Annotated in this window: 45 protein-coding genes; 44 read left to right on the forward strand and 1 reads right to left on the reverse strand. The window is 69.4% G+C overall.

Annotated features, from left to right (window positions below; all coding sequences use genetic code 11):
• The 3 genes from ACZ5RK_RS12890 to ACZ5RK_RS12900 are packed head-to-tail and all read left to right on the forward strand — an operon-like array spanning window position 1 to window position 1,791.
• Window positions 1-696: a helix-turn-helix transcriptional regulator gene (locus tag ACZ5RK_RS12890; RefSeq protein WP_464910346.1), complete on the forward strand. Its 696-nt coding sequence runs from the start codon at window positions 1-3 to the stop codon at window positions 694-696.
• Complete coding sequence (locus ACZ5RK_RS12895) at window positions 659-1,201, forward strand: hypothetical protein (protein WP_464910347.1); 543 nt, start codon at window positions 659-661, stop codon at window positions 1,199-1,201. Before ACZ5RK_RS12890 ends, ACZ5RK_RS12895 begins: the two co-directional genes overlap by 38 nt.
• On the forward strand, window positions 1,198-1,791 hold the full coding sequence (locus ACZ5RK_RS12900) for a zinc metallopeptidase (protein ID WP_054647102.1): 594 nt from the start codon (window positions 1,198-1,200) through the stop codon (window positions 1,789-1,791). The genes ACZ5RK_RS12895 and ACZ5RK_RS12900 overlap by 4 nt, the downstream gene beginning before the upstream one ends.
• Window positions 1,792-1,910: 119 nt before the next feature.
• Here the strand turns inward: ACZ5RK_RS12900 and ACZ5RK_RS12905 are convergent, their stop codons facing one another.
• Window positions 1,911-2,222, reverse strand: a complete 312-nt coding sequence (locus ACZ5RK_RS12905) for a hypothetical protein (RefSeq protein ID WP_054647103.1) — start codon at window positions 2,220-2,222, stop codon at window positions 1,911-1,913.
• Between the two features lie 66 nt (window positions 2,223-2,288).
• Between ACZ5RK_RS12905 and ACZ5RK_RS12910 the strand changes: the two genes are divergently transcribed.
• The 41 genes from ACZ5RK_RS12910 to ACZ5RK_RS13110 all read left to right on the forward strand — a co-directional run bounded on the left by ACZ5RK_RS12910 (window position 2,289) and on the right by ACZ5RK_RS13110 (window position 25,460).
• Complete coding sequence (locus ACZ5RK_RS12910; RefSeq protein WP_054647104.1) at window positions 2,289-2,489, forward strand: hypothetical protein; 201 nt, start codon at window positions 2,289-2,291, stop codon at window positions 2,487-2,489.
• Between the two features lie 116 nt (window positions 2,490-2,605).
• The gene (locus tag ACZ5RK_RS12915; RefSeq protein WP_054647115.1) at window positions 2,606-2,887 is read left to right on the forward strand and encodes a hypothetical protein; all 282 of its coding nucleotides are present in this window, start codon (window positions 2,606-2,608) and stop codon (window positions 2,885-2,887) included.
• A gap of 255 nt (window positions 2,888-3,142) precedes the next feature.
• Window positions 3,143-3,820, forward strand: coding sequence for a sigma-70 family RNA polymerase sigma factor (locus ACZ5RK_RS12920; protein ID WP_464910348.1), 678 nt, complete (start codon window positions 3,143-3,145; stop codon window positions 3,818-3,820).
• Window positions 3,821-3,923: 103 nt separating this feature from the next.
• Window positions 3,924-4,907: a hypothetical protein gene (locus ACZ5RK_RS12925; protein ID WP_464910349.1), complete on the forward strand. Its 984-nt coding sequence runs from the start codon at window positions 3,924-3,926 to the stop codon at window positions 4,905-4,907.
• A 501-nt stretch (window positions 4,908-5,408) separates the two neighbouring features.
• A complete protein-coding gene (locus tag ACZ5RK_RS12930) occupies window positions 5,409-5,897 on the forward strand; it encodes a hypothetical protein (protein ID WP_054647106.1) in 489 nt (162 codons plus the stop codon).
• A 36-nt stretch (window positions 5,898-5,933) separates the two neighbouring features.
• Window positions 5,934-6,161, forward strand: coding sequence for a hypothetical protein (locus ACZ5RK_RS12935; RefSeq protein WP_054647107.1), 228 nt, complete (start codon window positions 5,934-5,936; stop codon window positions 6,159-6,161).
• Window positions 6,162-6,192: 31 nt separating this feature from the next.
• The gene (locus ACZ5RK_RS12940; protein WP_054647108.1) at window positions 6,193-6,435 is read left to right on the forward strand and encodes a hypothetical protein; all 243 of its coding nucleotides are present in this window, start codon (window positions 6,193-6,195) and stop codon (window positions 6,433-6,435) included.
• 111 nt (window positions 6,436-6,546) lie between these two features.
• Window positions 6,547-6,798: a hypothetical protein gene (locus ACZ5RK_RS12945; protein WP_054647109.1), complete on the forward strand. Its 252-nt coding sequence runs from the start codon at window positions 6,547-6,549 to the stop codon at window positions 6,796-6,798.
• A 1-nt stretch (window position 6,799) separates the two neighbouring features.
• A complete protein-coding gene (locus ACZ5RK_RS12950) occupies window positions 6,800-7,465 on the forward strand; it encodes a hypothetical protein (RefSeq protein ID WP_464910350.1) in 666 nt (221 codons plus the stop codon).
• 233 nt (window positions 7,466-7,698) lie between these two features.
• Window positions 7,699-7,869 carry a hypothetical protein gene (locus ACZ5RK_RS12955; protein ID WP_464910351.1) on the forward strand — a complete coding sequence of 57 codons (171 nt, stop codon included), beginning with the start codon at window positions 7,699-7,701 and terminating at the stop codon, window positions 7,867-7,869.
• A 33-nt stretch (window positions 7,870-7,902) separates the two neighbouring features.
• Window positions 7,903-8,088 carry a hypothetical protein gene (locus tag ACZ5RK_RS12960; RefSeq protein WP_054647111.1) on the forward strand — a complete coding sequence of 62 codons (186 nt, stop codon included), beginning with the start codon at window positions 7,903-7,905 and terminating at the stop codon, window positions 8,086-8,088.
• Between the two features lie 50 nt (window positions 8,089-8,138).
• Window positions 8,139-8,498 (forward strand): single-stranded DNA-binding protein, encoded by a 360-nt coding sequence (locus ACZ5RK_RS12965; protein ID WP_054647112.1) that lies wholly within the window; start codon window positions 8,139-8,141, stop codon window positions 8,496-8,498.
• A gap of 48 nt (window positions 8,499-8,546) precedes the next feature.
• On the forward strand, window positions 8,547-8,942 hold the full coding sequence (locus ACZ5RK_RS12970; protein WP_464910352.1) for a hypothetical protein: 396 nt from the start codon (window positions 8,547-8,549) through the stop codon (window positions 8,940-8,942).
• Window positions 8,943-9,010: 68 nt separating this feature from the next.
• Complete coding sequence (locus ACZ5RK_RS12975) at window positions 9,011-9,298, forward strand: hypothetical protein (protein WP_464910353.1); 288 nt, start codon at window positions 9,011-9,013, stop codon at window positions 9,296-9,298.
• A 49-nt stretch (window positions 9,299-9,347) separates the two neighbouring features.
• Entirely contained in the window at window positions 9,348-9,650 is a 303-nt protein-coding gene (locus ACZ5RK_RS12980; RefSeq protein ID WP_464910354.1) for an SWIM zinc finger family protein, read from the forward strand.
• 80 nt (window positions 9,651-9,730) lie between these two features.
• On the forward strand, window positions 9,731-9,907 hold the full coding sequence (locus tag ACZ5RK_RS12985; RefSeq protein WP_464910355.1) for a hypothetical protein: 177 nt from the start codon (window positions 9,731-9,733) through the stop codon (window positions 9,905-9,907).
• The gene (locus ACZ5RK_RS12990; RefSeq protein ID WP_464910356.1) at window positions 9,904-10,044 is read left to right on the forward strand and encodes a hypothetical protein; all 141 of its coding nucleotides are present in this window, start codon (window positions 9,904-9,906) and stop codon (window positions 10,042-10,044) included. The genes ACZ5RK_RS12985 and ACZ5RK_RS12990 overlap by 4 nt, the downstream gene beginning before the upstream one ends.
• Window positions 10,038-10,199: a hypothetical protein gene (locus tag ACZ5RK_RS12995; RefSeq protein ID WP_464910357.1), complete on the forward strand. Its 162-nt coding sequence runs from the start codon at window positions 10,038-10,040 to the stop codon at window positions 10,197-10,199. The genes ACZ5RK_RS12990 and ACZ5RK_RS12995 overlap by 7 nt, the downstream gene beginning before the upstream one ends.
• Window positions 10,200-10,205: 6 nt before the next feature.
• On the forward strand, window positions 10,206-10,328 hold the full coding sequence (locus ACZ5RK_RS13000; protein WP_464910358.1) for a hypothetical protein: 123 nt from the start codon (window positions 10,206-10,208) through the stop codon (window positions 10,326-10,328).
• Between the two features lie 74 nt (window positions 10,329-10,402).
• Window positions 10,403-10,918 carry a Rad52/Rad22 family DNA repair protein gene (locus tag ACZ5RK_RS13005; RefSeq protein WP_464910359.1) on the forward strand — a complete coding sequence of 172 codons (516 nt, stop codon included), beginning with the start codon at window positions 10,403-10,405 and terminating at the stop codon, window positions 10,916-10,918.
• A 59-nt stretch (window positions 10,919-10,977) separates the two neighbouring features.
• On the forward strand, window positions 10,978-12,039 hold the full coding sequence (locus ACZ5RK_RS13010) for a hypothetical protein (protein WP_464910360.1): 1,062 nt from the start codon (window positions 10,978-10,980) through the stop codon (window positions 12,037-12,039).
• A 4-nt stretch (window positions 12,040-12,043) separates the two neighbouring features.
• Window positions 12,044-12,295 (forward strand): hypothetical protein, encoded by a 252-nt coding sequence (locus ACZ5RK_RS13015; protein WP_464910361.1) that lies wholly within the window; start codon window positions 12,044-12,046, stop codon window positions 12,293-12,295.
• A 46-nt stretch (window positions 12,296-12,341) separates the two neighbouring features.
• Complete coding sequence (locus tag ACZ5RK_RS13020) at window positions 12,342-12,593, forward strand: hypothetical protein (RefSeq protein WP_464910362.1); 252 nt, start codon at window positions 12,342-12,344, stop codon at window positions 12,591-12,593.
• A gap of 2 nt (window positions 12,594-12,595) precedes the next feature.
• Window positions 12,596-12,925 carry a hypothetical protein gene (locus ACZ5RK_RS13025; RefSeq protein WP_054647822.1) on the forward strand — a complete coding sequence of 110 codons (330 nt, stop codon included), beginning with the start codon at window positions 12,596-12,598 and terminating at the stop codon, window positions 12,923-12,925.
• Window positions 12,922-13,134 (forward strand): hypothetical protein, encoded by a 213-nt coding sequence (locus ACZ5RK_RS13030; protein ID WP_464910363.1) that lies wholly within the window; start codon window positions 12,922-12,924, stop codon window positions 13,132-13,134. The genes ACZ5RK_RS13025 and ACZ5RK_RS13030 overlap by 4 nt, the downstream gene beginning before the upstream one ends.
• Window positions 13,097-13,747, forward strand: a complete 651-nt coding sequence (locus ACZ5RK_RS13035) for a hypothetical protein (RefSeq protein ID WP_464910364.1) — start codon at window positions 13,097-13,099, stop codon at window positions 13,745-13,747. Before ACZ5RK_RS13030 ends, ACZ5RK_RS13035 begins: the two co-directional genes overlap by 38 nt.
• 79 nt (window positions 13,748-13,826) lie before the next feature.
• A complete protein-coding gene (locus tag ACZ5RK_RS13040; RefSeq protein ID WP_464910365.1) occupies window positions 13,827-14,567 on the forward strand; it encodes an ATP-binding protein in 741 nt (246 codons plus the stop codon).
• Between the two features lie 140 nt (window positions 14,568-14,707).
• On the forward strand, window positions 14,708-14,905 hold the full coding sequence (locus ACZ5RK_RS13045) for a hypothetical protein (RefSeq protein WP_464910366.1): 198 nt from the start codon (window positions 14,708-14,710) through the stop codon (window positions 14,903-14,905).
• Window positions 14,902-15,141, forward strand: a complete 240-nt coding sequence (locus tag ACZ5RK_RS13050) for a hypothetical protein (protein ID WP_054647166.1) — start codon at window positions 14,902-14,904, stop codon at window positions 15,139-15,141. The genes ACZ5RK_RS13045 and ACZ5RK_RS13050 overlap by 4 nt, the downstream gene beginning before the upstream one ends.
• Before the next feature lie 34 nt (window positions 15,142-15,175).
• Window positions 15,176-15,397 (forward strand): hypothetical protein, encoded by a 222-nt coding sequence (locus tag ACZ5RK_RS13055; protein WP_464910367.1) that lies wholly within the window; start codon window positions 15,176-15,178, stop codon window positions 15,395-15,397.
• Between the two features lie 39 nt (window positions 15,398-15,436).
• On the forward strand, window positions 15,437-16,051 hold the full coding sequence (locus ACZ5RK_RS13060; RefSeq protein ID WP_464910368.1) for a hypothetical protein: 615 nt from the start codon (window positions 15,437-15,439) through the stop codon (window positions 16,049-16,051).
• A gap of 75 nt (window positions 16,052-16,126) precedes the next feature.
• On the forward strand, window positions 16,127-16,495 hold the full coding sequence (locus tag ACZ5RK_RS13065) for a DUF6788 family protein (protein WP_464910369.1): 369 nt from the start codon (window positions 16,127-16,129) through the stop codon (window positions 16,493-16,495).
• Between the two features lie 25 nt (window positions 16,496-16,520).
• Complete coding sequence (locus ACZ5RK_RS13070) at window positions 16,521-17,726, forward strand: hypothetical protein (protein ID WP_464910370.1); 1,206 nt, start codon at window positions 16,521-16,523, stop codon at window positions 17,724-17,726.
• A 140-nt stretch (window positions 17,727-17,866) separates the two neighbouring features.
• A complete protein-coding gene (locus tag ACZ5RK_RS13075; RefSeq protein ID WP_464910371.1) occupies window positions 17,867-19,786 on the forward strand; it encodes a hypothetical protein in 1,920 nt (639 codons plus the stop codon).
• A 22-nt stretch (window positions 19,787-19,808) separates the two neighbouring features.
• Window positions 19,809-21,716, forward strand: a complete 1,908-nt coding sequence (locus ACZ5RK_RS13080; RefSeq protein ID WP_464910372.1) for a hypothetical protein — start codon at window positions 19,809-19,811, stop codon at window positions 21,714-21,716.
• A gap of 3 nt (window positions 21,717-21,719) precedes the next feature.
• Window positions 21,720-22,484, forward strand: coding sequence for a hypothetical protein (locus ACZ5RK_RS13085; protein ID WP_464910373.1), 765 nt, complete (start codon window positions 21,720-21,722; stop codon window positions 22,482-22,484).
• A gap of 47 nt (window positions 22,485-22,531) precedes the next feature.
• A complete protein-coding gene (locus ACZ5RK_RS13090) occupies window positions 22,532-22,744 on the forward strand; it encodes a hypothetical protein (protein ID WP_054647169.1) in 213 nt (70 codons plus the stop codon).
• A complete protein-coding gene (locus ACZ5RK_RS13095) occupies window positions 22,744-22,905 on the forward strand; it encodes a hypothetical protein (RefSeq protein WP_464910374.1) in 162 nt (53 codons plus the stop codon). Before ACZ5RK_RS13090 ends, ACZ5RK_RS13095 begins: the two co-directional genes overlap by 1 nt.
• Window positions 22,865-23,293: a hypothetical protein gene (locus ACZ5RK_RS13100; RefSeq protein ID WP_464910375.1), complete on the forward strand. Its 429-nt coding sequence runs from the start codon at window positions 22,865-22,867 to the stop codon at window positions 23,291-23,293. The genes ACZ5RK_RS13095 and ACZ5RK_RS13100 overlap by 41 nt, the downstream gene beginning before the upstream one ends.
• On the forward strand, window positions 23,294-23,542 hold the full coding sequence (locus tag ACZ5RK_RS13105; RefSeq protein WP_054647941.1) for a hypothetical protein: 249 nt from the start codon (window positions 23,294-23,296) through the stop codon (window positions 23,540-23,542).
• Entirely contained in the window at window positions 23,514-25,460 is a 1,947-nt protein-coding gene (locus tag ACZ5RK_RS13110) for a S8 family serine peptidase (protein WP_464910376.1), read from the forward strand. Before ACZ5RK_RS13105 ends, ACZ5RK_RS13110 begins: the two co-directional genes overlap by 29 nt.
• The last annotated feature ends 13 nt before the right edge of the window (window positions 25,461-25,473 follow it).

Here is a 25,473-nt window from a genome sequence, read left to right on the forward strand (position 1 = left end):
GTGCTACGGGTCTACGCCCAGGCCGCCATCGCCGCCGCCGCCATGCCCGTGGTGGGCTTCATCACGGGCAAGGTGGTGGGGGAGGCGGCGGACAGGGCTCCCCTCCTGGCGGGGGTGGGCGTGGTGGTCTACGCCATCGCCCTGGCCGCGAGCTACGCCCACCTCCGGCACTACTACGCCCGCTTTGACGCGGAAGGGGTGCGGGCCTCCCCCTTCATCGCCTTCGCCGTGGAGGTGGCCACCTTCTACCTCTCCTTCGCCTCCGTGGTCCTGGGGAGCGCCTGGGCCCTCTGGGGGAGCCTCGTGGGGGCGGGGGTGGTGTTCTGGGGGAACCTCACCTCCATGAGCCTGGGCCTGGCGGAGCGGAAACGGGGCGTGGACGCCCAGGTAAACAGGGACGCCCCGGAGCGAACGGTGAGCCTTGCGGAGACGGGTGCCCTCCGGAGGGGGGAGGCTCACGGGGAGGCGGGGAACGGGACCGTGAACGTGACGGGGGAAACCCTCCCCGTTCCCCTGGAGGAAGAAGAGCTTTCCCTCCTGGAGGCCCTCGAGGTTCCCAAGGGGCCGAGCGCCCTGGCCCGGGAGCTGGGGTGGCCCAAGTCCACGGTGGCCAAGCGGCTCCAGCGCCTGGTGAGCCGGGGCCTGGTGGAGGCCAGGGATGGTGTCTACCGCAAGGCAGAGAGGGCTTCGGCCTGAGCTTTTGGGGGCCCTGGCGGGGCTACTGGAAGGCCCCTGGGGGGCTTCCTTCACGGGGGCCCTCTTCGCCAGGCGGGTGGGGTGGAGGGAGGCCTTCTTCGCCGGCCTTGGGTGGCTCACGGCGGGGATGCGGGGCGCCCCGCCCCTCCTCGCCCTGTGGATGGGGCAGGGGGTCCTGACCCTCTGGAGCCGGGGGGGCAGGTGGCGCCTGGGGGCGGTCCTCGCCTTCCTCCTCGGGGGTCTGCTCTTCCGGGGCCTGTGGCTCGCCCCCCTGGGGGTGGTCCTGGCCGGGGTCCTTCCCGGGAAGTGGCGGTACGCCGCCCTGGGCCTCGCCGGGGTGGGCGTGTACGGGTGGACGGGGCTCCTCCTCCCCTTGGGGGCCTGGGCGGCGGAGACGGTGGGTCTGGAGAGGGGTGGGCGGTTCCAGGGCATGGACGTTCCCGCCCTGGTGTACGGGGGGGTCCTCCTTCTCCGGAACATGCTCCTGGAGGTGGTGAACGGGTGAGCGGGACGGCCCTTGCCCTCACCGGACTCGCCCTGGTGGCGGGGTACGCCGTCTACCTGGCGTTCACCGTTCTCCGCTACCGGGGTGTCCCCGTTCCCCTCGAGGCGGGCCTCTTCGCCGAGGAGGTTTTGCGGAAGGGGCTCACGGGCTTCCGGGTGCAGGTGGGCCGGAGAAACGGCGTGCGCTACCCGGAGCGGGGCGTCTACCTGACCCGAGCCGTGTACGGGGGGAGAAGCGTCTACCACCTGGCCGTGGCCGTTCACGAGGTGGGGCACGCCCTCCAATGGCGTGAACGGCCCGAGATGGTGCGGGCCGCGCAGGGGGTCCTGACCCTGGCCCTGGGGCTTCTCCTCCTCGGGCTCCTGGTGGGCCCGAGCCCCCTGGGGGCGGCCTTCCTCACCGGGGGATATGGCTTCTTCCTCGCGAGCCTCCCCCTGGAAGTGGACGCCAACCGGCGGGGCCTCAAGGTCCTGCCCCCGGAGTGGAGGGAAGGGGCGAGGAGGGTGATGGTCGCCCTCACGGCCTCCTACGTGGCGGTGCCCTTGGGGGGGCTTCTGGTGGCCGTGGGGTTCCTCGTGGGGTGGTCTTAGCTACACGACATCCCCCCTTACTCCTCTTGTGTAGCTAAGACAGGCCCAGCCCAAAACCCCGGAGCTTTGCACCCCGGGGTGCCATGGAAGAGAAGGCTTGGCCTTCCAAGGTCAGTATATCACGCCTGGGCCTTCCTCGGAGGGAGAACAGCGGCGTCCACAGTGCCGTCCTCCTTCTCCTGGATGGCTAGGACGGCCCCCTCCTTGGCCGCCTCCTTGAAGGCGGCAAGCCAGGCGTGGGTCCTTGGAGCGTCCCGGAGGTCCACGTCCAGGTAGGGGCCGAGGACGGGATCCTCGCCGATGACCATGCGGACCCGCTCCTCCTCCCCCTCCTGCTTGGCCACGGCCAGGAAGAAGCCCGCCAGGTTCTCCAGGTAGGCCCGGCCCTGCCCCTTGGGCCTCGCGTACTCGCGGAAGGCTTCGGCGAGCATGGCCCAAGTATAACACAGAGCTACCTCGTTGCCTAAAAGCGGCTTTAGTGATAACATTAGATTGCCATGGGAGAGAAGGTGCTGATCTTCAAGGACATGCGGCAGCAGGAGGCTTTCCGTAAGGCGCTGGAGAAGGCCAGCTTCGAAGCGGACATCCGCCACGACAACGGCTGGCCCAAGCCAGCCCTTCGGGTGCGGGGGGTGAATCCCTCGCACATCCTGGCCGCGAGCTTCTGGGCAGGCTTTGAGCCCGAGGCGGTGCTGTAGGCCTTCCGACCTTGCCTTGCCCTGGAAGGACGCCCTTATCCTTCCGGGGTTTCTTGTTGTGGCACGGGGAGCGCCTGAGGGAGTACCCTGGGGTCAAGAGCTTTTGGGGGTTGGAGATGCTTCGGGAACAGAACAAGCTATTGGCGAGGCAGGCGGTGGGGGAAGTTCTCCGTAGCCGTCTCTTCTGGCTCATGGTGGCCGGAGGGGTGGTCCTGGACCTTGCCCGGGGGGGCACCTGGCTCCTCTACCTGGCCGGGGCGGCCTTGCTCTTCCTCCTCGTCCTGGGGACCTTCTTCTCCAGGCCCCACCTGTTCCTCCCCCCGGACCCGGAGTGGTGGACCTACTGGGAGACCCGCAAGCTCCGGGAAGAGGTGCGCCGGCTGAGGCGGGGGAGGTAAAACCTTTCGGCCCCCGGCGGAGGGCCAGGGGCCTACTCGGTGGAGGTACAAAACGACCAACCGTACGGCTCAGGTAGGTCGGCACCTCTATTCTAGGACAAGGGGATAGCTCCCCGCAAGAGGGTAACCATATTGTGTTGCCACCCAACCCTCAACGAGGTATGATGGGGGTGGAGGTGGACAATGGACACCGTACGGCTCATGGCGGAAGGCGTCCGGCCTTTGGCCAGCAGGGAGCAGGTCATGAGGGCGTTTATGGCGGGGGACTACGAGGCGCTGGGGCGGCACTTCTACGCCCTGGCCCTCAAGGAGGGCTTCTCCCGCTTCCACCTCCTCGGGGACGAGGCGCTGGACCTCGCCCAGGAGGTGGCCCTCAAGGTCCACGCCTCCCTCAAGGCCTGGCGGACGGGCGAGCGGAAGCTCCCCAGCAAGTCCAAGAACCTCACTTTCTGGGTGATGGTGGAGGCCGACCGCGCCGTGCGGGAGTGGTTCTACCGGAACCGGGGAGTGGGGTACACGAACTCCCGGCTTGCGGCCAAGGTCAACCGGGCCGCGAAGGAGCTCCAGGCGGAGCTTGGGCGGGACGCCACGCCCGAGGAAATCGCCCTGAAGCTCCAGGTTCCTGTGGAGGTGGTGGAGGAGGCCTTGGCCATCGCCGAGGCCGAGGCCATCCTCAGCCTGGACGACACCACCGAAGAGGGCACCCGGCTGGAGGAGTTCGTGGGCCACGACCCCTGGGAGCGCGAGGAGGAGCAGGCCCGCGCCTTCGAAGCCCTGGAGGAGGCCATCGAGCGCTACGGCCTCCGGCGGAAGCTGGGCGGGAAGGAGGCGGAGCTTCTGGAGCGCTTCCTGGAGGGGGACGGCTTGGAGGAAGAGGAGCTTGTGGAGCTCGAGGCGGCCCTGAAGCGGGCCGTGGCGAAGGCCGCGGGGTAGGTCAGGCACCCTTTCCCACCCCGGGAGGACCACCTTATCCTTCCGGGGTTTCTTGTGTTGCTAGAAACCTTCAAAGGTCGTAGTATGGGATTGGAGGTGCGCAATGACCAAGGTCAGTGTGCGGAGCCTCTACTTCGCGGCTCAGGCTCAGGCAGGTTCGGTGGAGGAGGCCCTCGAGGCCCTCAGGAAGCTCTGGAAGGAGGACGATACGGTGCGGGAGCTCTTGACCAAGGCGGCGAGGGAGGGCTACGTCCTGGTGGACACCGAGGATGTGCCCACGCCCTTCGTTGCGGCGGTCAGGGTGGCCCTGGCCCGCCTCCGGGAGCGCCTGAAGGAGGAGACGCCCTCCACCCTTGTCGTGAAGGGCGGCACGGGTAAGGAGGAGCGGAAGGCCATGACCTGGGAGAGCCCCGAGGGGGTGAGGTACCGCGTGGAGCTCTACGACCTCGCCCCTAGGGAGGAGCGGCATTGGTGGGCCTACGACAAGCGGGTGGAGGACGCGGCCAAGTGGGTGGAGAAGTTCCTCTCCGGGGTGGAGTACGAGGAGGGCAGGAGCCCCCTCGAGGAGGCCCTGGAGTACGAGGATGACCCCCACTTCCGCCGGGAAGACCTCATCCCCGAGGACCTGGAGGCCGAGCTCCGGCTCCTGGGTTGGGACGGCACCTTGAGGAACCTCCAGGCCCTGGTGGACAGCCTCCCCGCCAGGGAGCGGGACTTCGTGGAGGCGGTGCGGTCCATCTCCGCCCTGGTGGACCGCGAGAAGGCCCAGGTGGTGGCCGTGAAGACCCCGGTGGGCTGGGAGGTTAAGGTCTTCTCCAAGCCCGTGCTCAACGCTGTCCTCGCCGTGGGCCTCTTGCAGGAGGCCGTGAGGGAGGAGGGCTGGAGCACCCGGGGCATGCGCCGCCACGTGGAGGCGGTGGCCGAGGTGGACTCCCAGCTGGGGGTCCTGAAGGCCAAGCTCGAGGCCATCGCCATCCTCCGCAAGGCGAAGTACCACCTGGACCAGATGGGGCGGGGCAGGGCGATCGCCGTCTACCGCGACCCTGCCACCGGGGAGCCCGTCTACCGGACCCCCGTCATCGGGTAGACACCCTTAACGGCCCTGGAAGGACCACCTTATCCTTCCGGGGTTTTCTGTTTGGCCCGGACCCGCTCTTCCTCGCTACAATGTTGCCCTACTACTCCCCTCCCCCAGCAAACATGCCCCCATCCGTGTTGCTCGCCCCTGGGAGAATGGCAAAACAAGGTAGCGCTCATCTCGTGAGGGGTACAAAACCGTGTGGCGCTCACTCCAAAGGGATGGCAAAACCTTGTAGTGCGCACCCCTAAGGCCGGGCAAAACGTGGTGGCGCTCACCCTTGGGGGGTGGCAAAACCCCGTGGCGGCCAAGCCGTAGCCCGGGCGCCACCAGGTGGCGAGGTTCGGCGGCTTGGGGCCACAAGGTAGCTTCGCTGACCAAGGTAGCTTCGCTGGCCCCGGAGAGGCCTTGACACACCTGTGCCACCGGTTGTGCCACCGGTTGTGCGAGGTAGGGGACAAGAGCTTGGGGCTTTCGCCCACAAGGTAGCTTCGCTGACCGAGGCCGGGTATGCGGGTCAAGAGGGGGAACTTTCTCACGGCGCTCGGGGATCGGAGGGCCGTCGTGGTGGCCCCCACGAACGGGGTGCTCACCCCCCGGGGCCTGGTCATGGGGGCGGGAGCGGCTAAGGCCCTGGCGGAGGCCGAGCCCCGGCTCCCCGCCCTCTTCGCCGAGGCCGTCAGGCGGGAGGGAACCTTCCGGAACGGGGTCTACCTCTACGGCTTCGTGGCCGTGGAGGTAGGAGGAAGGCTCTACGGGGCCTTCCAGACCAAGGGGCACTGGAGGAATCCAGCGGACCTTGGCCTCGTTCGCCAGGCCGCCTCGAGGCTCCGGCAGTTCCTGGAGGAGCACCCGGGCCTCAAGGTAGCTTCGCTGACCGAGGCCCACCTCGCCTTCCCCGGCATCGGCCTCGGGGGGCTCAGGCCCGAGGAGGTCCTCGAGGCCATGGAGGAGGCCCTGGGCCAGGTGGGTGCCCGGGTGGTCCTCTACCGCTTGTGAGCGGGGGGGCCTTCCGGCCCCTCAGGGGAGGCCGTTATGGAAGCGCTAAAGCGGTTTGCCCGGCTGAGCGGGAGCTTCGCCGTGGTCTTCGACCGGGGGGAGCCCGTGCGGGTGGTGGGCAGGCCCCGCCCCCAGGACCACCCCTTCCTCATGGAGCTCGCGGAGGAGGTGATAGAGGCCTTTGCTCCGGGTAAGAGCGGCCTCGTCCTGGTGAGCCCGGAACGGGTGCGGGTGGCGTACAGGGAGGAGGGCCTGGGGGCCTAGCGGCCCCACGGCCAGGGGCAGGAGGTGCAAGATGGTCGCGCTCCTGCCCAACACGGACGGCGTTCCCAAGGCCAGGCTCTCGGACCGGGCCCTGGAAGGTCTCATCCGGCGGCACGGGGCCTATGTCCACCCCCGGCTGGTGGCGGACGGGTGGGTGGACCTGGAGGCCCTCGAGGCCCTGGGCCACGTGGAGGTCCTGGAGGTCCACCCCCTTCCGGGGGAGCAGGTCCTCGTGCCTACCAGGACCGGGTGGGCGGTGCTGGAGGTGGCTTAGGGCCAGGGGGGGGCCGGATGGCCCCCCTCGTTCCGGGGTGGCCAAGTGGGTCAAGAGGATGAGCTCCCGTTGGGAGCGCCGTCAAGCAAAGCGCCTTCTGAGGGAGGTCTTGTGATCCGGGTCAGGAAGCACCTGGAGGAGATGGCCCAGGCGGCCAGGGCCCTCGCCCTCTACGCCGAAGACCTCCACGCCTTCCTCTCCGAGCGCCCCCTGGAGGCGGAGCGGGTGGCCCGGGAGGTGAAGGAGGCGGTGGGGGAGCTCAGGGGGCTGGTCTCCCGGCTCTACGCCCTCGAGGCCAGGGTCAGGGCCTCCCACGAGGACAACTCGGCGGCGGCGCTGAGGGAGCTCTTCGGGGAGGTCTGATATGGGACACACGCACTACTGGTACCTGAGGACAGCCGGCAGGGAGGCGGTGGAGAAGAGGCTCGGGACCATCCTTGAGGACTTCGCCCGGCTCCTTCCCCACCTTCCTCCCCTGGCGGGGCCGGACGGGACGGGGGGGTCAGTCCTCTACCCTCCCCAAATCGCCTTCAACGGCCCCGCCCCGGAGGACTACGAGAGCTTCGTCTTCCCCTGGTGGGAGGAGAGGGAGTGGTCCTTCGGGTTTTGCAAGACGGGGTTCGCCTGGGAGGAGAAGCGCCCCTACGACCTCGCCGTCCGAGTCTTCCTCCTCTTGGCGAAGCTCCACCTGGGGGACCTCATCCGGGTGGCCTCGGACGCTCCCCTCGCCGACTGGGCCGAGGCCGCCCTCCTGGTGGAGGAGGCGCTCGCCCTCCCCGTGGACCTCTACGGGCTCCTCGGGGTGCGGCTCCTGGAGGTGGAGGACGGCAGGAGGCGGCGCTTCCTCCTGGAGCGGTGGAGCCCGGACGACACCGGGCTTGGCGATTGGCTCCAGGCCCGGGAGCGCCTGGACCGGGAAGGCCTCCTCCTCTGGCCCTTCCGGGGACCGTACCGGGTCTTGGGGGAAGTTCACCTCCCCCAGGAGGAGCTTCCCAATCTCTGGGCCAGGGAGGGGTTCTACAGGCGGTGAGGAGGGGCCCTCAGGGCAGGGGGGCCTTCCGGCCCCTCGAGGGGGGACGGAAAGGAGAAGAGGTGGTGCAGATGGCGCAGATGGTCTGGGGTAGGGGGCCCGGGGAGGAAAGGGGCTTGTCTTAGCTACACGCTTGCCCCTTTCCTCCCCCCCGTGTAGCTAAGACCGAACCGGGAAGCCCTAGAGGACCAGGGGGCCTAGCGGCCCCACGGGAAGAGAACGGGAGGTGAGGGATGAAAGGTGGCTGTTGGGACGCCTCCGCCTTCGCCGAGGAGGCCCAGGCGGTCCTCGAGGACTGGCTCAAGGGGCTCCTCACGGACCGGGAGGCCCTGGAGGCCATCCTCCAGGCCGCCCAGGAGAACAACTTCTCCCCGGAGGTAGGGGAGAAGGACCAGGGGGCCTAGCGGCCCCACGGGAAGAGGTGAAGGAGGTGAAGGATGAACGACCTCAGGCTCACCCCCGAGCAGGCCGTGGCCCTCCTCAACCTCCTCCAGGCGGAGGAGGACTACGAGGGGGAGCTTTCCCGGCCACTTGAAGAGGTGAAGGAGGCTTTGAAGGTCTGGCTCAAGGAGGAGGGGCTTAGGAAGAGCCCCACGGGGAGCTACTACCTGGTCAGGCGCTAAAGGGCAGGGGGGGCTTTAGCCCCCCCGTAGGCCCGGTGAAAGGAGGAAGGATGAAGGCGATTCTGAAGGCGTACCTGGCGAGGAAGCCCGAGCTGGTCTACACCAATCAGGGCGTGGCCATCTGGAAGACCTCCGTGGCGGTCCAGGGGCGGCGGAAGGAGGACGAGACGGTCTTCGTTGAGGTCCTGGCCTTGGGCGGCCTCGCCGAGGCCTTGGCGGAGGTGGACCCGCCCAAGGGGACCTACGCCCACCTGGAGGGGAGGCTCCAGACGGAGACCTACGAGGGGAAGGACGGCAAGAGGACCCGGCTCACCCTGGTCCTGGACGACTTCGCTTTCCTGGTGCGGCCCAAGAAGGCGGAGGAGAAAGCGGAAGGGGCGGAGGGAACGCCGAGCGAGGACCTGTTCTAGAGGGCAGGGGGGCCAAAGCCCCCCCTAAAGCCCCGTGGAGGTGATGGAATGAACTATTCGGCCTACGCGTGCGCCCTTCTGGGCAAGAAGGCCCTGGAGCGGGAGCGGGTCCTGGAGCTTCTAGAGGAAATCCCCGACCTTCCCGAGCGGGCCGAGGTCAACCTGGAGGACGGGTACCTCTTCCTTGAGCTCGCCGAGCCCCGGGAGGAGGAAGTCTGGGCTCTGGCGTCTGTCCTCGAGGCCTTCGTCCTGGAGGCGGGGCCGGACTCCGGCGGCCCCGGGTGGGCGGGGACGAGGGAGGCCAGCGTGGAGCTCATCCCCCAAAACCTCCCGGCCCTAGCCCGCATGTACGAGGCCTGGCGGCGGGAGAGCGAGCCCGTGGGGGAGGAGGCCTTGAAGGCTTTCCTAGCCCTTCTGAGGGAGGCGGAGAGGGAGGTGGCTTAGGGCAGGGGGGCGGGTGCCCGCCCCCTCGGGCCACAGACGAGATGGTGCGGGTGAAAAGCGCGAGGACGGTGGCGTGCTCCCTGTGCGGGGGAGAGGGCTTCGTCCACACGGAGTGGTTCGGCCTCCAGCCCCTCCCCTGGAGCGCCACGGAGTGCCCTGTGTGCGAGGGGCTTGGCCGGGTGCAGGAGGTGCTGGAGGAGGTGTGTGGCCCCGAGCCTTCCCGGAACGGGCGCGGGATGGAGCTCCTCACGGCATGGGTGCGGGCCTACCGGGAGGCGAGGCGGCGGGGCCTCTCCCCCGAGGAGGCCAGGGAGGCGGCGGACGAAGAGATTGGCTACGAGGAGCTTCCCTTCTGAGGGCCTGGGGGCCGCAAGGCCCCTCGGGAATGGGCGAAGGAGGTAAGCGATGCCTCTCAAGGAAAAGCTCTTCCAGACCCTGGGCAAGCTGGAGAAGGCCAAGGCGCTCCTCGGGAAGGTCCACCCCGTGGCGGGGATGGACGGGCTTTTCGTGGTGGAGAGCGAGAGCCAGCCGGGGAAGCGCTACCTCGTGGACCTCGAGGCCGAGACCTGCACCTGCCCGGCCTACGCCCAGGGGAAGACCCGGCCCTGCAAGCACCAGGTGGCCGCGGTCCTCTTCCTCTGGCTTCAGGAGAAGCGGGAGCGGGCCCAGGCCCAGGCCGAGCGGGTGGCGGAGCGCCCGGTGGCCTAGGTCAGCGAAGCCACCTTGTGGGAAGGGGGGAACAGGGGGGCGGGGAGAACCCGCCCCTCGGGCTTCTTCTGGAGGTGAGGATGCGGCGGACTCTGGACAGGCTCATCGGCTTGGCGGCGGTGCTGGTGGGGGTGGGCATCCCCACCCTCCGGTGGATGAGGGGGGAGGTGCCCGTGCCCAGCGAGGGGGCGGGGCTGGTCCTGGCCCTGCTGGTGGTGGCGGGCCTGGTGCTGTTGTGGACCGGGAGGAAGGCGTGAGCCTCCGGGCGAAGCTTCAGGCCCTGGTCCTCGCGGCCATGCGGAAGGACCCCCTGGGCCGGCCCCCGGTGGCTCTGCTGGCCCGGCTCAGGGCGGAGCGGGGGCGCAGGCCCCAGGGGAGGAAAAGGGGATGGTAGAGCTTCTTCTGCTCCTCGCCTTCCTGGTGGGGCCCCTCATCGCCCTCGCCCTCCTGGTGGGGCTCCTGGAGGAGACGGGTCTCATCGCCAGACCCGAAGAGGAAGACCCGGAACGCTACCGGTGGCTCCGGGACCTCTTCGAGGAGGAGGGCTAGGAGGAGATGTCCACAGGCGTCCTTCAAGCCATCCTGGGCGTCCTGGACTTCGCCGTCCTCGCCACGGGGGTCCTGGCCCTGGTCCTGGCCCTCGCCCTCTACCTGGCCTGCAGGGAAGAGGCCCCGTGAGAGGGCCGAGGAGCCTAGGGGAAGAGAGCATGGGGGGCGTTAGCCCCCCCAGGAGAAGGCGAAGGAGGTGAAGGATGAAGGTAGCGGAAGCTATAGCCAGGCTCACCCGGCCCCTCACGGCGGAGGAGATTGAGTGGAAGGTCATCGCTAGCAAGAACGGGCAGACCACCATCGCCCCCTTCATCGACGCCCGGGCGGTCATGACCCGGCTGGACGAGGCCTTCGGCCCCTTCGGGTGGCAGGTGCGCTACACCCCGGCCCAGGTGGGAGAGGAGCACGGGGTCATCGCCAGCATCGCCATCAAGAACCCCGAGACCGGGGAGTGGGTGGAGAAGCAAGACGGCTCGGGGGCCACGGACATGGAGCCCTTCAAGGGGGGAATCAGCGGGGCCCTCAAGCGGGCGGCGGTGGCCTGGGGCATCGGCAGGGAGCTCTACCGCTACCCCCGGGTGGTGATTGAGGGGGAGCACCGCCACATCCCCTTCAAGGTCCTGGAGAGGCTGAAGGGCCTGCCCGAGGCGGTGGCGGCGGGAAAGCCTCTCCCGGAGGTGATTCGGCTCAACGCCAACGGGGAGACGGTGAAGCGGTAGGCGAGGACGGGCCGGGGGGTGGGAAGAGCCACCCCTCGGCCTCCTTTCGGAGGTGAAGGATGCTCGCGGTGGCGACCCAGGTGGAGACCTCGAGGCTCAAAAGCGCCCTGAAGCGCATGGTGCCTCCCCGGCACGGCATGGACTACGTGAGCTTCGATGGGGCGAGGGTGTGGTCCACGAGCCCCGGCGGGGTGGAGGTGGAGGCCCGGGTGGGGGAGGGGAGCTTCCCCCCCGTGGCCCTCCCCCGCAAGCCCCTCCTGGAGCTTCTGGAGGGGATGGAAGGGGAGGTGGAGCTCTCCCTGGAGAGCGGAAGGCTCCTGGTGCGGGGAGGCTCCCTCCGGGCGGAGCTCCACACCGCCCCTCCCTTCTCCCTGGCCGTCCTGGAGGCGGCGGGGGAGGAGGTCTTCCGGGCGGGAGAGGACTTCCTGGAGGCCTTGAAGAAGGCCTTCGCCCTGGGCAGGGGCCTCCTGAGCTACCAGGCCAAGGTCCTGGTGGAGGTGGAGGAGCCCCGGGCCCGGGTGGTGGCCACGGACGGGTACCGCCTGCACCTCTACACCGTGAACGCGGAAGTCTTCCGTGAAGGCGCCTACCTACTCCCGGCGGGGGTGGAAGAGGCCCTGAGGGGCCTGGAGGGCGGGGCTTCCTTCCACCTGGTCCAGAACGGGAAGGCCCTGGTGGCCGTGGCCGAAAACGGACGGGTAGGCTTCGCCCTGGCGGCGGACGGTTTCCCCGCCTACCGGAACGTGCTTCCCCAGGTGCCCCCCGTGGGCCGGATGCGGGCGGAGAGGAAGGCGCTCCTCGAGGCGCTGAGGCGGGCCCTGGTGGTGGCCGAGTCCCAGAGCCGGGCGGTGCGCCTGGAGGCGGGGGAGGGCGAGGTGCGGGTGCGGGCCCTGGAGGGGTTCACCCCCGTCTCCGAGGAGGTCCTGCCCGGGGAGGGGGAGGGGAGCGTGGTGGTCAACGGGCGCTTCCTGAAGGAGGCCCTGGAGGAGGTAGAGGAGGAGGACGTGGACCTCGCCCTCTACTCCGGGAACAAGGCCCCCCTGGTGGAGGTGAAAGATGGGCGCTTTTACGCCCTCATCGCCGGACTCCTGCCTCCCCAAGACGCCGGAGGCCAGGGCTAACCGGGTGGTGCGGGGGCTCCTGGAGGAGGCCGTCTTCGGGCTTCCCTTCCTGGAAAGCCGCCTTCTCCAGGAGCTCCTGTCGGGGAGGGAGGGGAGGAGGGCGGAAGGCTTGGTCCTCGCCCGGCTCCGGGAAGACCCCTACCTCGCCAGGGCCGTCCTCTCCCTTCCCCTTCCTCCCGGGTGGCGGGAGGCGGCGGAGGAGGGGGCGAGGGGAGACCCCAGGGTGCCCCTTTTCCCGGAGCTTCTAGCGGCGTGAGGGCATGGGGGGCTAAAGCCCCCCCGGGCAGAGGCGGGAGGTGAAGATGCGGGTGCTGATCTACTACAAGGGCGAGAGGCGGTTCAAGGTCCTGGAGGCCCACGGGCTGGAGTGCGCTCCCTACCCCGAGGAGGGCCGGGTGGTGGTGGAGCTCCATACGCCCATCGGGAGCGCGGTCCTGGAGGCGGAGGGGGACGCGGAGAGGATCAGCGAGAAGATCCTGGACGACCTCCTCTCCGAGGACAGGTACGTGGTCCAGGTGGTGGTGAGGGACGTGGTGCGCGAGCGGTGGTGGTGAGCATGCTTGGGCTTGAGAACGAGGTGAAGCGAGCGTTTGAGCGGTACCGGAAGGCCCTGGAGGAGGCCCTGGAGGCCACCCTGGAGCGGGCCCGGGCGAAGGAGGAGCTGGAGGCCCGCGTGGCCCAGGGCCTCCTCTCCGGGGAGGTGCAGGGCAAAAACGCCGAGGAGCGGGAGGCCAGGGCCCGCGCCCTCTACGCCGAGCTCTACCGGGCCCTGGCCGAGGCGGAGGAGCGCTACCAGAGGGCCAAGGCGGAGTTGGAGATCGCCCGGGCCTACACGGAGGAGGTGGGCCTCCTCGTGCGCCTGGCCTCGGAGGGGGTGAGGCCGTGAGCCGGGCCCTGACCCTCGCCTTGGCCCAGCTGGAGGTGGAGCTCCTGGCCGCCCTCCGGGCCCTGGAGGAGGGGGACGAAAAGGCGGCGGAGGCCTTCCTGGTGGCCGCCCGCATCTCCCTCCTGGAGCTCAAAGACACCCTGGTCCTCAAGGGGCTGGTGGAGGAAGAGGATGGCCCCGAGGGAGCTCTTCCCGTGGATGGGGCTTAGGGAGCAGGTCCTCCTCGTCCTCTACTACGAGGGGCCCAAAGAGGTGAAGGCCCTCGCCCTGGAGCTCGCCGGGCGGCCCCGGACCCTCCGCTACCTCTTGGAGCGGGTCATCCCCGCCCTGGAGAGGGAAGGAGCCCTGGTGGTGGAGGACGGGGTGGCCCGGCTCAGCCTGGAGAAGGCCCCGCCCGCCGGGCGCCAGGCCCCCGCCGGGGCTTCCGTCCTCGAGGCTCCCAAAGCCAAGAGGAGCAAAAAGAGGGAGCCGAGCCCCGTCCAGGCCCTGGCGGAGGCCAACCCCCACGTGCGAGGGCTCCTCCTCCAGGTGGGGAAGCGCCTTCCCAGGGAGGCCCAGCCCCTGGCCGCCTCCCACCCCGGGGTCCTCCTCCGGGCGGCGGAGGCGGCCCTGGTCTACCCCGAGGGGCGGCGGGCCAGCGCCCTCATCCTCTGGCTCCCCGAGGTCAGGGCCTGGGCCAAGACCCTCGGGGCGGAGGAGGTAGAGAAAGCCCTCCGGGAGGCGGCCAAGCACGCCCGGGAGCCCTTCCCCTACGCCAGGAAGCTCCTGGCCAAGGCCAGACCCCTCCCCGAGGAAGAGCGGGGAGAGGTCCTGCTCTTCTAGAAGCTCTGCAGGCACAAGTGGTGGCACAAGTGTGTCAAAGAGGCTTCTAGACGGGGCTTTGGCGAAAAGGAGGGAGGAGGTGGACCGGAGTAAGCTAGAGGAGATCCTGAAGAGCTTGAGGCCAAGGGGGGTGGAGCACGACCCTGAGCTTCCTCCCTGCCCCCTTTGCGGGGCGCCCGCCCTCCGGGGGTACGACTTCCGGGCCCCGCACCGCATAGAGCACGATTGCGAGTGCACCTACCAGGAGCCGGAGAGGTACCTGGCCGAGGTGGCGAAGGCCTGGCGGCGGTGGCATTGGAGCCGGGTGTACCGGGAAAGCCTTCCCCCCACCTACCGGGCCTACCTGGAGAGGCCCTGGGAGGGGAAGAGGGAGGTCCTAGAGGCCATCTCCTCGTGGCACGAGCAGGGGGGCGTCCTCTACCTCTTCGGCCCCCCGGGAACGGGCAAGACCCACCTGGCGGTGCGAGCCGCCTGGAAGAAGGCCCAGGAGGGGAAGAGGACCCTCTTCCTCTCCGAGTGGGAGTTCTACGAGCGGGCCCGCCTCGAGGCCCAAGACCCGGAAGCCCCGAGAATCCTGGACCAGGCGAGCGTCCTGGTCCTGGACGACCTGGGCAAGGCCAGGCTCACCCCCTTCGCGGCGGAGGTCCTCTTCGGCCTGGTGGAGGCGGCCCACCGGGGAAGCCTGGACCTCCTCGTCACCTCCAACTACCCCCCCGAGGAGGCGGCGAGGCGCCTCGGGGAGAACGCCGAGGCCCTCCTCTCCCGGGTGGAGCGGGCCGTGGAGGTGCGGGGGCCGGACCGGAGGCGTAAGGCGGGCTAGGGGAGAGCGCGGAAGCCGTGCGCGAAATTTTGCTTTCGCGCAGAACGGGGGAGAGCAGGCCCCAAAAGCGCCCTCCCCAAGCCTTCTCAGGGCCCGGGGGCCTGGGGGCCCCACGGGAGGGGGTGGGAGGTAGGGAAAGCATGAAAGCGGTGCTCGTTCTTCTCAAAAACGGCAAGCTCGTGCGGCGTGAGCGGCGCTTCCCCGACTGGAAGGCCTACGAGGATTTTCTAGAGACCCTGGCCCGGGGGCGATGGGCGAGGACCTACCGCTCAGGCGCCTACTTTGAGGCCAGGAAGGGGAACCTCTACCTAGAGGTCCTGGGGAGGGAGGAGGGATGAGGCGGGTGGTGATCCGCTTCGAGGACGGCACGGTCACGAGCTTTGACCTCGTGGAGGAACGCCTGGAGCGGGACCTCCTCCACCACCTCGGGCTCTTCCCCGGGAAGCAGGTGGAGCGGGTAGAGGAGCAGGTGTACGACCCCGCGCATCCTCGGAGGTTCCGGTATGAGCGGCGGGAAGACCTCGAGGCCCTCTGTCTTAGCTACACGAAAGGGGCCTCTGGAAAGAGCATGTAGCTAAGATGGGAGACAGGGGTTGGGAGACAGGGGTATGGAAGACTTCGCCAAGGCCCTCAAGCGGGCGGAGGAGCGCCTCCGCTTCCTGGGCCACCCCGTCTTCCGGGGCCTCTCCGACCGCCCCTGGCCCATGGTGCCCTGGGAGGGGAGGATGGTGCGGCTCGCCCGGGAGATGCGGACGGACGGCTGGAGCGTGTGGTACGAGGTCCTGGGCCGGAAGGGGGTGGTCCTCTACGCCCTCGAGGCCCGCGTGTAAGGCGACGAAAGACCCTTCGGAGCAATGTGGGAGATGAGGATGGACGCGAAAGTGATCCTGAAGACGGCGCGCGCGGCTTGGCTTCTCGCCCTCCTCCCCCTCCTCGCCGCCTGTGGGGAGCTTCCCGGGGCGGGGACGGAGGGAGAGTACCAGCTCCTCAACGCCGAGGAGCTAAAGATGACCATCAAGGATAGAAGCGGGAGGCCCTTCAACGGCACCCTCAGGGTCCTCACCCGGGAAGCCCCGGTGGTGGACGGGCGGGTCTACCTCTCCCTCCGGGGCCTCGTCCCCACCCCCGACCCCTACCTGGACGCCGACCCCTGGTGCACGGGGGCCCAGGTTCTGGTGGAGTGGTGGAACGGGATGAACGGGGAACGGGGTGGCCTCTTCTACCCCGGGGGCGGCGAGACCCGCCTCTATCTCGTGCCCCGCGCCCTCCCCTACCCCTATCCCGCCGAGGAATACTGGGCCCTGGTCTACACGGGAGAGGGGGTGGTGAAGAAGGGCCTCCAGGCGTGCGGGGGAAGGCAGGTGCAGTACGACCTGGAGTTCTCCCCAGGCTGGAACCTGGTCTACGCCGAACCACCCACCCCGGAGCACGCCGCCTGGGTGTACGGAAGGCGGGAAGCCTACTGGAAGGTGTCCTGGTACTGAGGCCGGGGCAGTCCCGGCTCCTTTGCCCTGTCTTAGCTACAAGGCAGGCAAGCTTTAGGGGAGTGTGTAGCTAAGATGCCCCCGGAAGCCCTCGCCAAGGCCCTCGCCCGCCTGGAGGCGGAGCTCGCCGACCTCGAGGCCCGCCTGGAGGAGGAGCGCAAAGCCCTCGAGGCCCTCTCCCCTCTCCCCGTCTACTGGCGGTGGGTCAGGTGTGGGAAGGAGAGCTGTACCCGGTGTCCCCACGGGCCCTACCCCTACCTCAAGGTGAAGAAGGACGGGAAGTGGCGCTGGAAGTACCTGGGCAAGGGCTGGCAACCCCCCGAGGGCTTCACCCGGCCCCGGGAGTTCCTGGAGGCCCTGGCCCGCTACCGGGCCCTTCTTAGGCGGAAAGAAAAGCTCCTGGAGCGGGTGGCGGAAGCGGAGAGGGCGCTACGGCCTCGGTAAGCAAACATTGCTATACTGAGGCTTGATGCGCCGCATATTGTTGCCACTCCTCCTGGTCCTGGGGGCCGCCCTGGCCCAAAGCCCCCAGACCTGCACCGTGCGCTACACGCCTCCCGAATACCCGGAGCTTCCCGTGGGGAGGCCCCAGGTCTACCTCACCGTCTCCCCCACCGCCCTGGCCTCCCCCGGCTCCTTCACCGTGCGGGCCTGGACCTCCTCCCCCTCCACCACGGCCTGGGTGCGGATCCGGTGGACGGGGAGCCAGCTCGCCCTCAAGGACGAGGGGCCGGGGAGCCCCACCTACACCGCCCTCCTCTCTCCCAACCCGGTGCAGGGATGTCCCGAGGTCCAGGTTTCTACCCGAAGCCTTTCCTTCCGGGACAACGGCTTCCACAACTTCGCGGCGGAGGCCTATGTCTACTGGAAAGAGTGGCAGGTGGACTGGTCCTGCCAGTATAGGGACCAGAGCGGCAACGTCCAGACCACCACCGTCACCACCTCCGGGTATACGCCGGGCTACCCCTACTACAACTGTCAGCAACTCCGGGGCTACTGGGTACCCCAGAGTGGGACGATCTCCACTTCGGGGCGGGGGGTGGCCTACCTCACCTGGGAGCGGGAGCTCTCCTACGACCAGGCCCTCCAGGAGTTCGCGAACCGCCTCGTGGAGGACCACAAGCGGGCAGGGGGCTCCATGCGGGCCTACGCCTACGCCAAGGAGGTCCCGGAGCCCGTGAGGGGCGCCCTGGCTAAGGTGGCCCAGGGGTACTTCTACGACTGCGGCCTCCTCGGAATCTGTAGCCGCGCGGACCCGGCGGGGGAGATCAAGATTCTCACGGACGTGCCCTCCATCCTCCACGGCCTCCTCTACACCGGGAGGCTTTGCGGCGGGTTCATTACCTTCTGCTTCGGTCAGCAGAACGCCCGGGGCGCGGACATCGGCCCCAAGGTGGAGATCAAGACCTTCCTCATGGTCAAGGGGTGGCGGCACGACTACCTCCTCCTGGACCGCCTCATCCCCCGGAAGTACTACGACCCCTCGGTGCCGGAGTACGCCGGGGTGCCCCAGGAGGAGAGGGACCAGGTCCTAAGGGGGTGTCAGACCTTCAAGGACACCCCGGAGGGGAGGCGGTGCCTGGCCCTGGTGGAAACCCCCACGGGCATCGTGCCCACCCTGAAAACCCTTCTCATGATTGACCCCATGTTCCAGAGGGGGAGGCAGTACCCGTAGGAGGTGCAGGGTGTGGTGGCGGTACGCTCTTGGCGCAGGCTTCGGAATGGTCCTGGCCTACACCTACGGACCCGGGTGGTTTTTCGTGGGCATAGGGTGGGCCCTTTTGCTGAACCTCGTGGACGCTTGGGGGGTACGGCGTGAAAAGGCTTAGCCCTCTCCTTCTCCTCTCTTCCCTGGCCCTGGCCCAGGTGGGCCTCGTGGGTGGCCCCCGCCCTTCCACGGAGGTCAGAGGAACGCTCCAGGGGGACGCCCGGCAGGGCTACAGCGTGGTGGTGGAGTTTTTGGTGGAAAGCGGGACCAACCCCACCCAGGGCTCCACGAACCAGAGCCTCTGGTGGAACGGGAGGCTCTACCTCTGCGTCTCCGGGTGCGACTACTTCACCCTCTCGGGGTATACCCCAAACATCCCCTACAACCAGGCGGTCTTCAACCTCTACGACTCAGGGAACCGCCTCCGGGGGCGGGCGGGGGTGACCACGGTTTACGACTCCCAGAACCGCCCCTCCTACCACCAGGTGCAGTACGCCGTGTGGCCCCTCCAGGGGACCAGGACCTGGATGCCCTCCCCGGACAACCCCGTGCCCCTGGAGGCGGGAGGGTGGCTTTCGGCCACGCCTCCAGGGGGTAGCGCCAGGGAGCGCTACCGCTACCCCGGCATGGAGTCCTACCAGCCCCCCTCGGTCCAGGGGTCCATCCTCTCGGGCATCTCCCCGGCGGACCGGGACGTGGTGGGAAAGAGCGTCCTCTCTTCCCTGGCGGACCTGAGGAGCTTCTACGCTCGCCAGCCCCGGGGAAGCACCCTCTGGTTCTTCGTTCCCGAGGTCTCCGTGTGGACCCAGACCCTGGCCCAGGAGTTCCGGACCCGGAACGGGGGGCAGGAGCGCTTCGTGGTGCCGGAGGGAACGGCGAGGGGGTACTGCTCCCTCTACCGCTCCGACACCCGCTTCCACGTGATGCCCCGGGACACCCTCGCCAAGGAGCAGGCCTTCGCCGTCATCTACCCCCCTTCCGGCTCCACCCAGAAGGGGGCGGTGATGGCGGGGCGCTACCTGGTGGACCGCCCGGACTGGCAGGAAACGGACTACCTCTCCTTCACCACCTCCCTCTCCCCCACCCAGGAGGGGCTTCCCGAGGCCCGGGCCCACGTGTGGGGCTACATCTCCCAGGCCAACCTCAAGGCCCGGGTGGAGTTCAAGGAGCTCTTCCTGGGAAATCCCTCCTGGATCTGGTGGGTGGAGATGCCTTCCTTCAACGGGAAGGCGTATCCCGGGGACTGGGACGGGAAGGACACCTTCTCCCTGGGCAACGGGAGCGAGGTCATCGGGATCACCCTCCCGAGCACCCCTCCCACCACGTGGACCCAGGTGAGCCCGGCCAGGGACGCCCAGGGAAGGGACCGAGGGTATGCCCAGGTGTACGCCAGCGGGACCTGGGAGCTCTCCGGGGAACAGTCCCAGAACTACTCGGGCTCCAACATCCCGCCCTGGCGGTTCACCTTCGGCGGGGACTTCGGAAGGGGCTGGGAGACCTTCACCCTCCGGTGGAAGGACCCCATCCTCCAAGTGAACCAACCCTGTGGGAAGCTCTTCCTGGGGACCACCAATACCTACCCCATCACCTGTGAAGTGGTGGACGCCGAGAAGAGGGTCAGGGGCACGGCGGAGGTGAGCCGGAGGACGGGGACTTCTCCCGTGAGCCCCTACCTGTACGACTACTCCATCCGGGTTCAGGGGTGGACCTTCCGGGTCCAGGGGTGGCGGGTGCGGTGGTACCTGTCCCAATGGCAGGCGCGGTGGCGCTACGCCACGGACAACGACCGTCCCGTGGAAGCCGGGGGGTACGTGACGGCGGAGGGGAAGCGGTACCGGATTCCCGGGCTGGAGGGCTACCTCATGCCCACGGGGAAGGACCTGGAGGTGGCCGAGGGCGACCCTTACGTGAGCTACATCACCCGGTCCATCTCGCCCCAGGGTAACCCCCTCGCCGGGACGGGGCGAGAGGAGGCCAAGGTCTGGTTCAAGCCCCTCTCCGACTGGTGCCGGGAGAAGGGGCTTTAGGGGGTGGAGCGTGCGGTGGACGATGGCGCTGACCCTGCTGACTACCGCCCTGGCCCTGGCCCAGGGGGGGCCCCGGTACGAGGAGTGGACCAAGTACCTCCTCTCGGCCCCCGACTACCGCCTGGAGCAGGTTCTGAAGGGAAAGTGGCCCTACCTGGAGGTTCTTCGGAAGGACCGCCTCCGGGACTACCAGAAGGGGAGGTGCGACCCCACCCAGGGGCAGGACTGCACCGGGCGGCTTCCCTGGGCGGAGGCCCAGGCCCACGAGTTCTACCTTCCCCTCTCCAGCCTCGAGGCCACCCGGGAGGTGGCGCGGGACCTCCGGAAGGCCTGGCAACGCTTTGAGGAGCGCTACTACTGGCGGACAGCGACAGAACTCAACAACCCCGCCTTCTGGTTCGCCTACTGCCTGGCCGGGGTGAAGGGGCCGGAGCTCAACCCCCCTCTCCCCGACCTCAAGCTCATGGTGCCCTCCGAGGGGGTGGACACCGCCTTCCTGGAGGCCGCCACCCGCTCCTCCCCCCTGGACCTGGGGAAGTGGGCCTCGGGAGGGCTCCACAAGCTGGACCGCTACCTCCCCGTGCCCCAGGTGGACCCGAAGGAGTTCTGCGATGGTCTGGGAGTGCAGGTTCTGCCCCTCATGTACATCCCGGGGTTCAAGGTTTTGGTCCAGGGGTACGAGGTCTTCCGCACCCCCGGGTATCCCTCCCAGCCCCTCTGGTTCAACTGGGACGAGGCCAACGCCCGGGTGGAGCGGGCCATGCAGAAGGCCCTCACCGACTACTACCTGGACTACCAGAAGGAGGTGGCGAGGGCTCTTCTCACGCCCCGGCCTTCCACGCCCCAGGACCTCCTCTCCCTCCTCCCCAGGGACTTCAAGAGCCTGGGGAGCCCTAAGGCCTACCTCCCCGTGCCCTGGCAGGGCCACCTCCTGGGCGGGGGGAGCGTGGTGGCCCCGGTCTACACCGAGCTCTTCCCCGCCGACCTCACCGCCCTCTGGGACCAGGTGCAGGCCCTCTGGAACACCTACAAGGGCCTCGTGGACCGGGCGGGAAGCGACCTGGAGAAGGTCTACCTCTACGTGCACTTCTACCGCTCGGCGAAGACCCTCTTCTCCCGGGCCTTCCTGGGCCTGCCGGGGGTGGACCTTGTGAAGACCAACCTGAGGAACCTACTGGACAGCCCTCTGAGGACCCTGACCCAGGGCATTCCCGTCCTCTCCCGGTGCACGGGGAGTCTTGACGACCTGGCCGACTGCTCCGCCGTGGCCCTCATGAAGGTGGACGGGCTCTGGAAGCTCAAGCGGGACCTCGAGGCCCGCCTCGCCCGGAACCCCAGGGACGCCGAGGCCCAGACCAAGCTCCAGGAGACGAACGAAAAGCTCAGGGAAGCCCTGGGGCAGAAGGTGCAGGAGCTTCCCATAAAGGCCGACCGGGAGTCCCCGGGCCTCTGGAAGCTAGAGGAAACCAAGCGCTGGCTTCCCCCTGCCTCCCTCCCCGTGTACGAGAGCTTCGGCTACACCACCTTCTTCCAGGCGGCGAACTTCCTGGAGGTGACCACGGTGCCCGACATCCGGGGCGTGGACCTCTCCCAGGTGAACCTGGGCAACTGGGTGGGGTGGGCCTGGAGCCAGCTCTCCCGCCTGGTGGTCTACTGGCACGTGCCCATCACGGTAGACGTCCGGGTGGAGTACTGCCCCCCGTGCGTCATCGCCTACCCCTCCCTGCCCCTGGAGGGCCCCGTCCAGCCCCTGGGGGTGCCCCCCTACGTGCTCCCCTTCGGACTGGAACGGACCCATTGGCGCTGGGTCTCCGTGCCCGAGGGGTACGAGGTGCCGGGGGTGCGGGGGGCGCCCTACACCCTCCTCTCCGACCTCTCCGCCTACGCCCTGGACCTGAGGGCCCTCTACCGGCCCCTTCTCGGGAGGTGAAAGATGCGGAAAGCCCTGGTTCTGGTAGCGGTCTCCCTGGTCCCGGCCCTGGCCCAGTTTGACTGGCTCAGCAACTTGGACTGGGGGGGCATCAGCAACAACCTGCAACAGGTGAACCAGGTGATGGCGTGCGACCCCTCTAGCCTCAGCCGGCTGGACTTCTCCCAGCCCTCCCTGGTCCTCCGGGGGGTCTACAAGGTGACCAAGTGCGTCCTGTGCGCCACCTTGAAGATGTGCGGCCTCCCGGACGACATGCTCTACCCCGCCTCCTGGGGGGAGATTCAGGGCGCTCTTTCCCGGGGCCAGGAGGTGATGGTGGTGGGTTCGGGGGCCGGGGTGGAGGCTTTGGCCCGGTACCTGGGGCTCATCCTCCACGGGGGCGGATGCCAGAACATCTCCTACGGGGGCGTGCCCATCTACACTTGCCCGCCCGGGGGGATACGGATTCCCAAAGCCTACATCGTCACGGACGGGAGGACGGCGAGAACGCTGGAAGCGGACCTGAAGGAGGCGGTGAAGGAAGGCCTCCTCAAGGTGGTGGCCGTGGGGGGTGAGCGGGACGCCCCGGAGCTCTCCGGGGTCATCCTGGGGCTTCCCATCCTGTGGGCCGGGGGGAGGGGCTACCTCTTCGCCCCCGGGTACAGCACCCCGGACCGCTGGCTTTGGCTGACCTTTGACGGCCCGGTGAGCAGCAAGGTGGCCCTGGTGATGCGCCTGGCCACGGGCTACGTGGTGAGCGCCTCGAGGAGGCAGGAGGAGGTGCGGTGAGGGACCAGGGGGCAGGCGCCCCCCGGAGGAGAGCGGGAGGTGATGGCATGCGGACAGACCTGGCGGAGTTCTGGCGGATCGTGGAGGGGTCCACCGTGGTCAAGGTGGACGGCACCGGGCAGTACTACCTGGTGCGCCACCCCGAGCACGGGTGGCGGCTCTACCAGCGGGGCATCGAGGCGGCCTTCCTGTTGGCCCAGGGGGAGGAGGCTCTCTTCTGGGCCCCGGAGTTTAGGGTGCCCGTGCCGGAGGTGGTCTGATGGAGTGCCCCATGTGCGGCGGCACGGGCCGGGTACTGGTGCGCTACCCAGGAGGGGAAGAGTGGATGGCCTGCCTGGAGTGCCTGGAGCGGGAGGCGGAGGAGGAGTGGGAGGAGGAAGATGAGGTGGAGAGGCTTTTTGAAAGCGGGGAACTCTTCTAGGCTCCTCGCCCTTCTCTTCCTCGCCCTGGCCCCCGTCCTGGCCCAGGGCCTGCCCCAGGTGCGGGAGCTCACGGGGCGGGAGCTCTACTGGTTCCTGGCCAACCGGACCCGGGAGGTGGTGGCGGTGGGGCTTCCCCCGGCCTCCCTGGGGGAGGCCCTAAAGGAGAAGCGCCTCACCCTGGTCCTGGGGCGGGAGGCGCCGCCCTCCTGGGCCGGGGGGGCGCGGGTGGTGCGCCTCGGAGGGACGCCCATGGCGGGGTGGTTCCTTCTCGCGGACGGGCGCTTCTTCGTGGCCCCCAAGGGGGAGGCCTTCGTGGTGGTGGAAAGCCCGGAGGTGGTGGCGGTCCTCCGGGGGTACTTCGCCGTGGCCCTGGCGGGGGGGAGGTAAATGCGGATTCTCCGGTTTGACAGGAGCAGGAAGCGGCGGGTGTACGAGACCGAAACCTTGGGGAACTGGTGGATCCAGGAGTGGCCCACGGGAAGGTGCCGGGCCTGGTGGGAGGGCCCCGGAGGGGAGCGGGAAGACCTCGGGGACTTTCCCAGCCTGGAGGAGGCCTACGAGGCCCTCGAGGCGGCCTTCGCCCGGCGGGTAGCGGAGGCGGGCCTGGATGAGGAGGACCTGGAACCTCCTTTTTAGCCTGCTCCTTAATGTAGCTTCGCTGACCTTGACGGGGTGCGCCCTCGAGGTAGCTTCGCTGACCGAGGTTCCCCTTCTCCGGCTCTCCCTGGGCCAGGAGGAGGTGCGGGCTCGGGAGGGGGAAACGGCCACCCTCCCGGTGCGGGTGGAGGCCAGGAGGGTCAGGGCCCGCCTCCTCGTGGAAGGCCTGCCCCAGGAGATGACCCCTCCGCCCCAGGAGGTGGCGGCCACCCAGGAGCTCCGCCTCGCCATCCCCGCCCGGGAGGCCGGAACCTGGGAGGCCCGGGTGGTGGCCGAGGGCGGGGGGATGCGGCGGGAGGCCTCCTTCCGCCTGGTGGTGGAGCGGGCCTCCTCCCCGGACCTCTACCTGGAGGGCGCGGTCTACGTGGGCGGGGAAGGGGTCGTGCCCCAGGCCACCCTGGGCCTCCTGGCCCACTGCCCCCAGGGGTGCCCGGGGAGGCCCCTGGGCGGGGGGTGGTACCGGGCGGAGGGCCTGGGGGGCCAGGCCCTGGGCGGGCTGAGCCTCCCCGACCGCCCCCTCTGGGCCCAGGGGGGCGAGGCCGAGCCCCTCTTCCCCGAGCAGTGGAACCTCCCCCTGGCCCGCTTTCCCGAGGCCTGGCGGGAGGCCGCAGGAAGGGAGGTGGTGGTGGCGGTGGCGGACACCGGGGTCCTGGAGCACCCCGACCTCCAGGGCGTCCTCCTTCCGGGGCTGGACCTTCTGGACGGGGACACCGACCCCACGGAGCCCGTGGTGAGCCCCCTCCAGACCTTCCACGGGAGCCACGTCTCCGGGGTCCTGGCGGCGGCCTGGAACGGGGTGGGGATGGCGGGGGCCTCCCAGGCCAGGCTCCTCCCCATCCGCCTCCTCACCCCCGAGGGCACGGGGCGGGAGAGCGACCTCCTCCTCGCCCTCCGGTGGGCGGCGGGGATCCCCGTGCCGGGGCTTCCCCCAAACCCCCACCCGGCCCAGGTGGTGAACCTCTCCCTGAGTGGGGAAGGCCCCTGCTCCCCCGCCCTGCAGGAGGCCCTGGACGAGGTGAGGGCCCGGGGCGTCCTGGTGGTGGCGGCGGCGGGGAACCACGGGGGGGACTATAGGGACTACTTCCCCGGGAACTGCCGGGGGGTCCTCACCGTGGGGGCGGTGGGGCCTGACGGGAGGCTCGCCCCCTACTCCAACCGCTCCGCCCCCCTCCTCGCCCCCGGGGGAAGCGGGGACCAGGGGGTCCTGGGCCCCACCCTTGGGGGATACCGCCTCCTTCGGGGGACGAGCCAGGCGGCCCCCCACGTCTCGGGGGCCCTGGCCCTCCTTCGCTCCCGGGGGGCGGCTCCCCCTGAAGCCCTGGAGGGGGCGCTCCTCGCGGGGAGCAGGCCTACCCCGGAGGGGAGGCTTCTGGACGCCCTCGGGGCCCTCTCCGCCCTCCGGGGAGGGGGCGTGGCCCTCAGGGTGGAGGGGGCCTTGGTCCTGAAGCCCGGGGAGGAGGGGAGCCTTCCCGTGGAGGTCCTGAGCCCCTACCCGGTCCCCGTGCGGGTGGCGGCGGAAGGGGGGCTCGCCGCCTACCTCGCCCCGAACCCCGCCCAGGGCACGGCCTACCTCCGGGTGCGGGCCCCCTTGGGCACGCCTCCTGGCGCCTATCCCATCCTCCTCAAAGCCGGGGAGGCCCAGGCGGAGGCCCAGGTCCGGGTGGGGGAGGTGGCCGCCCGGGTGGTCCTGGAGGCCTGCCCCGCCTCGGGGGCCTGCCGGACCCTCACCCTCCCGGCAGAGGGGGGGCCTTTCCGCCTCGAGGGCCTTTCCCCCGGGCCCTACCGCCTCCTCGCCTTCCTGGACCGGGACGGGGACGGGGCCCTGGACCCGGAGGAGCCCCGGGGGGAGGCGGAGGCCAGGCCCCCGGCCACGGGGGTGCGCCTCCTGGTGCGCTGAGAACCCCCTAGAA

This window comes from Thermus kawarayensis JCM 12314, from assembly GCF_055393575.1.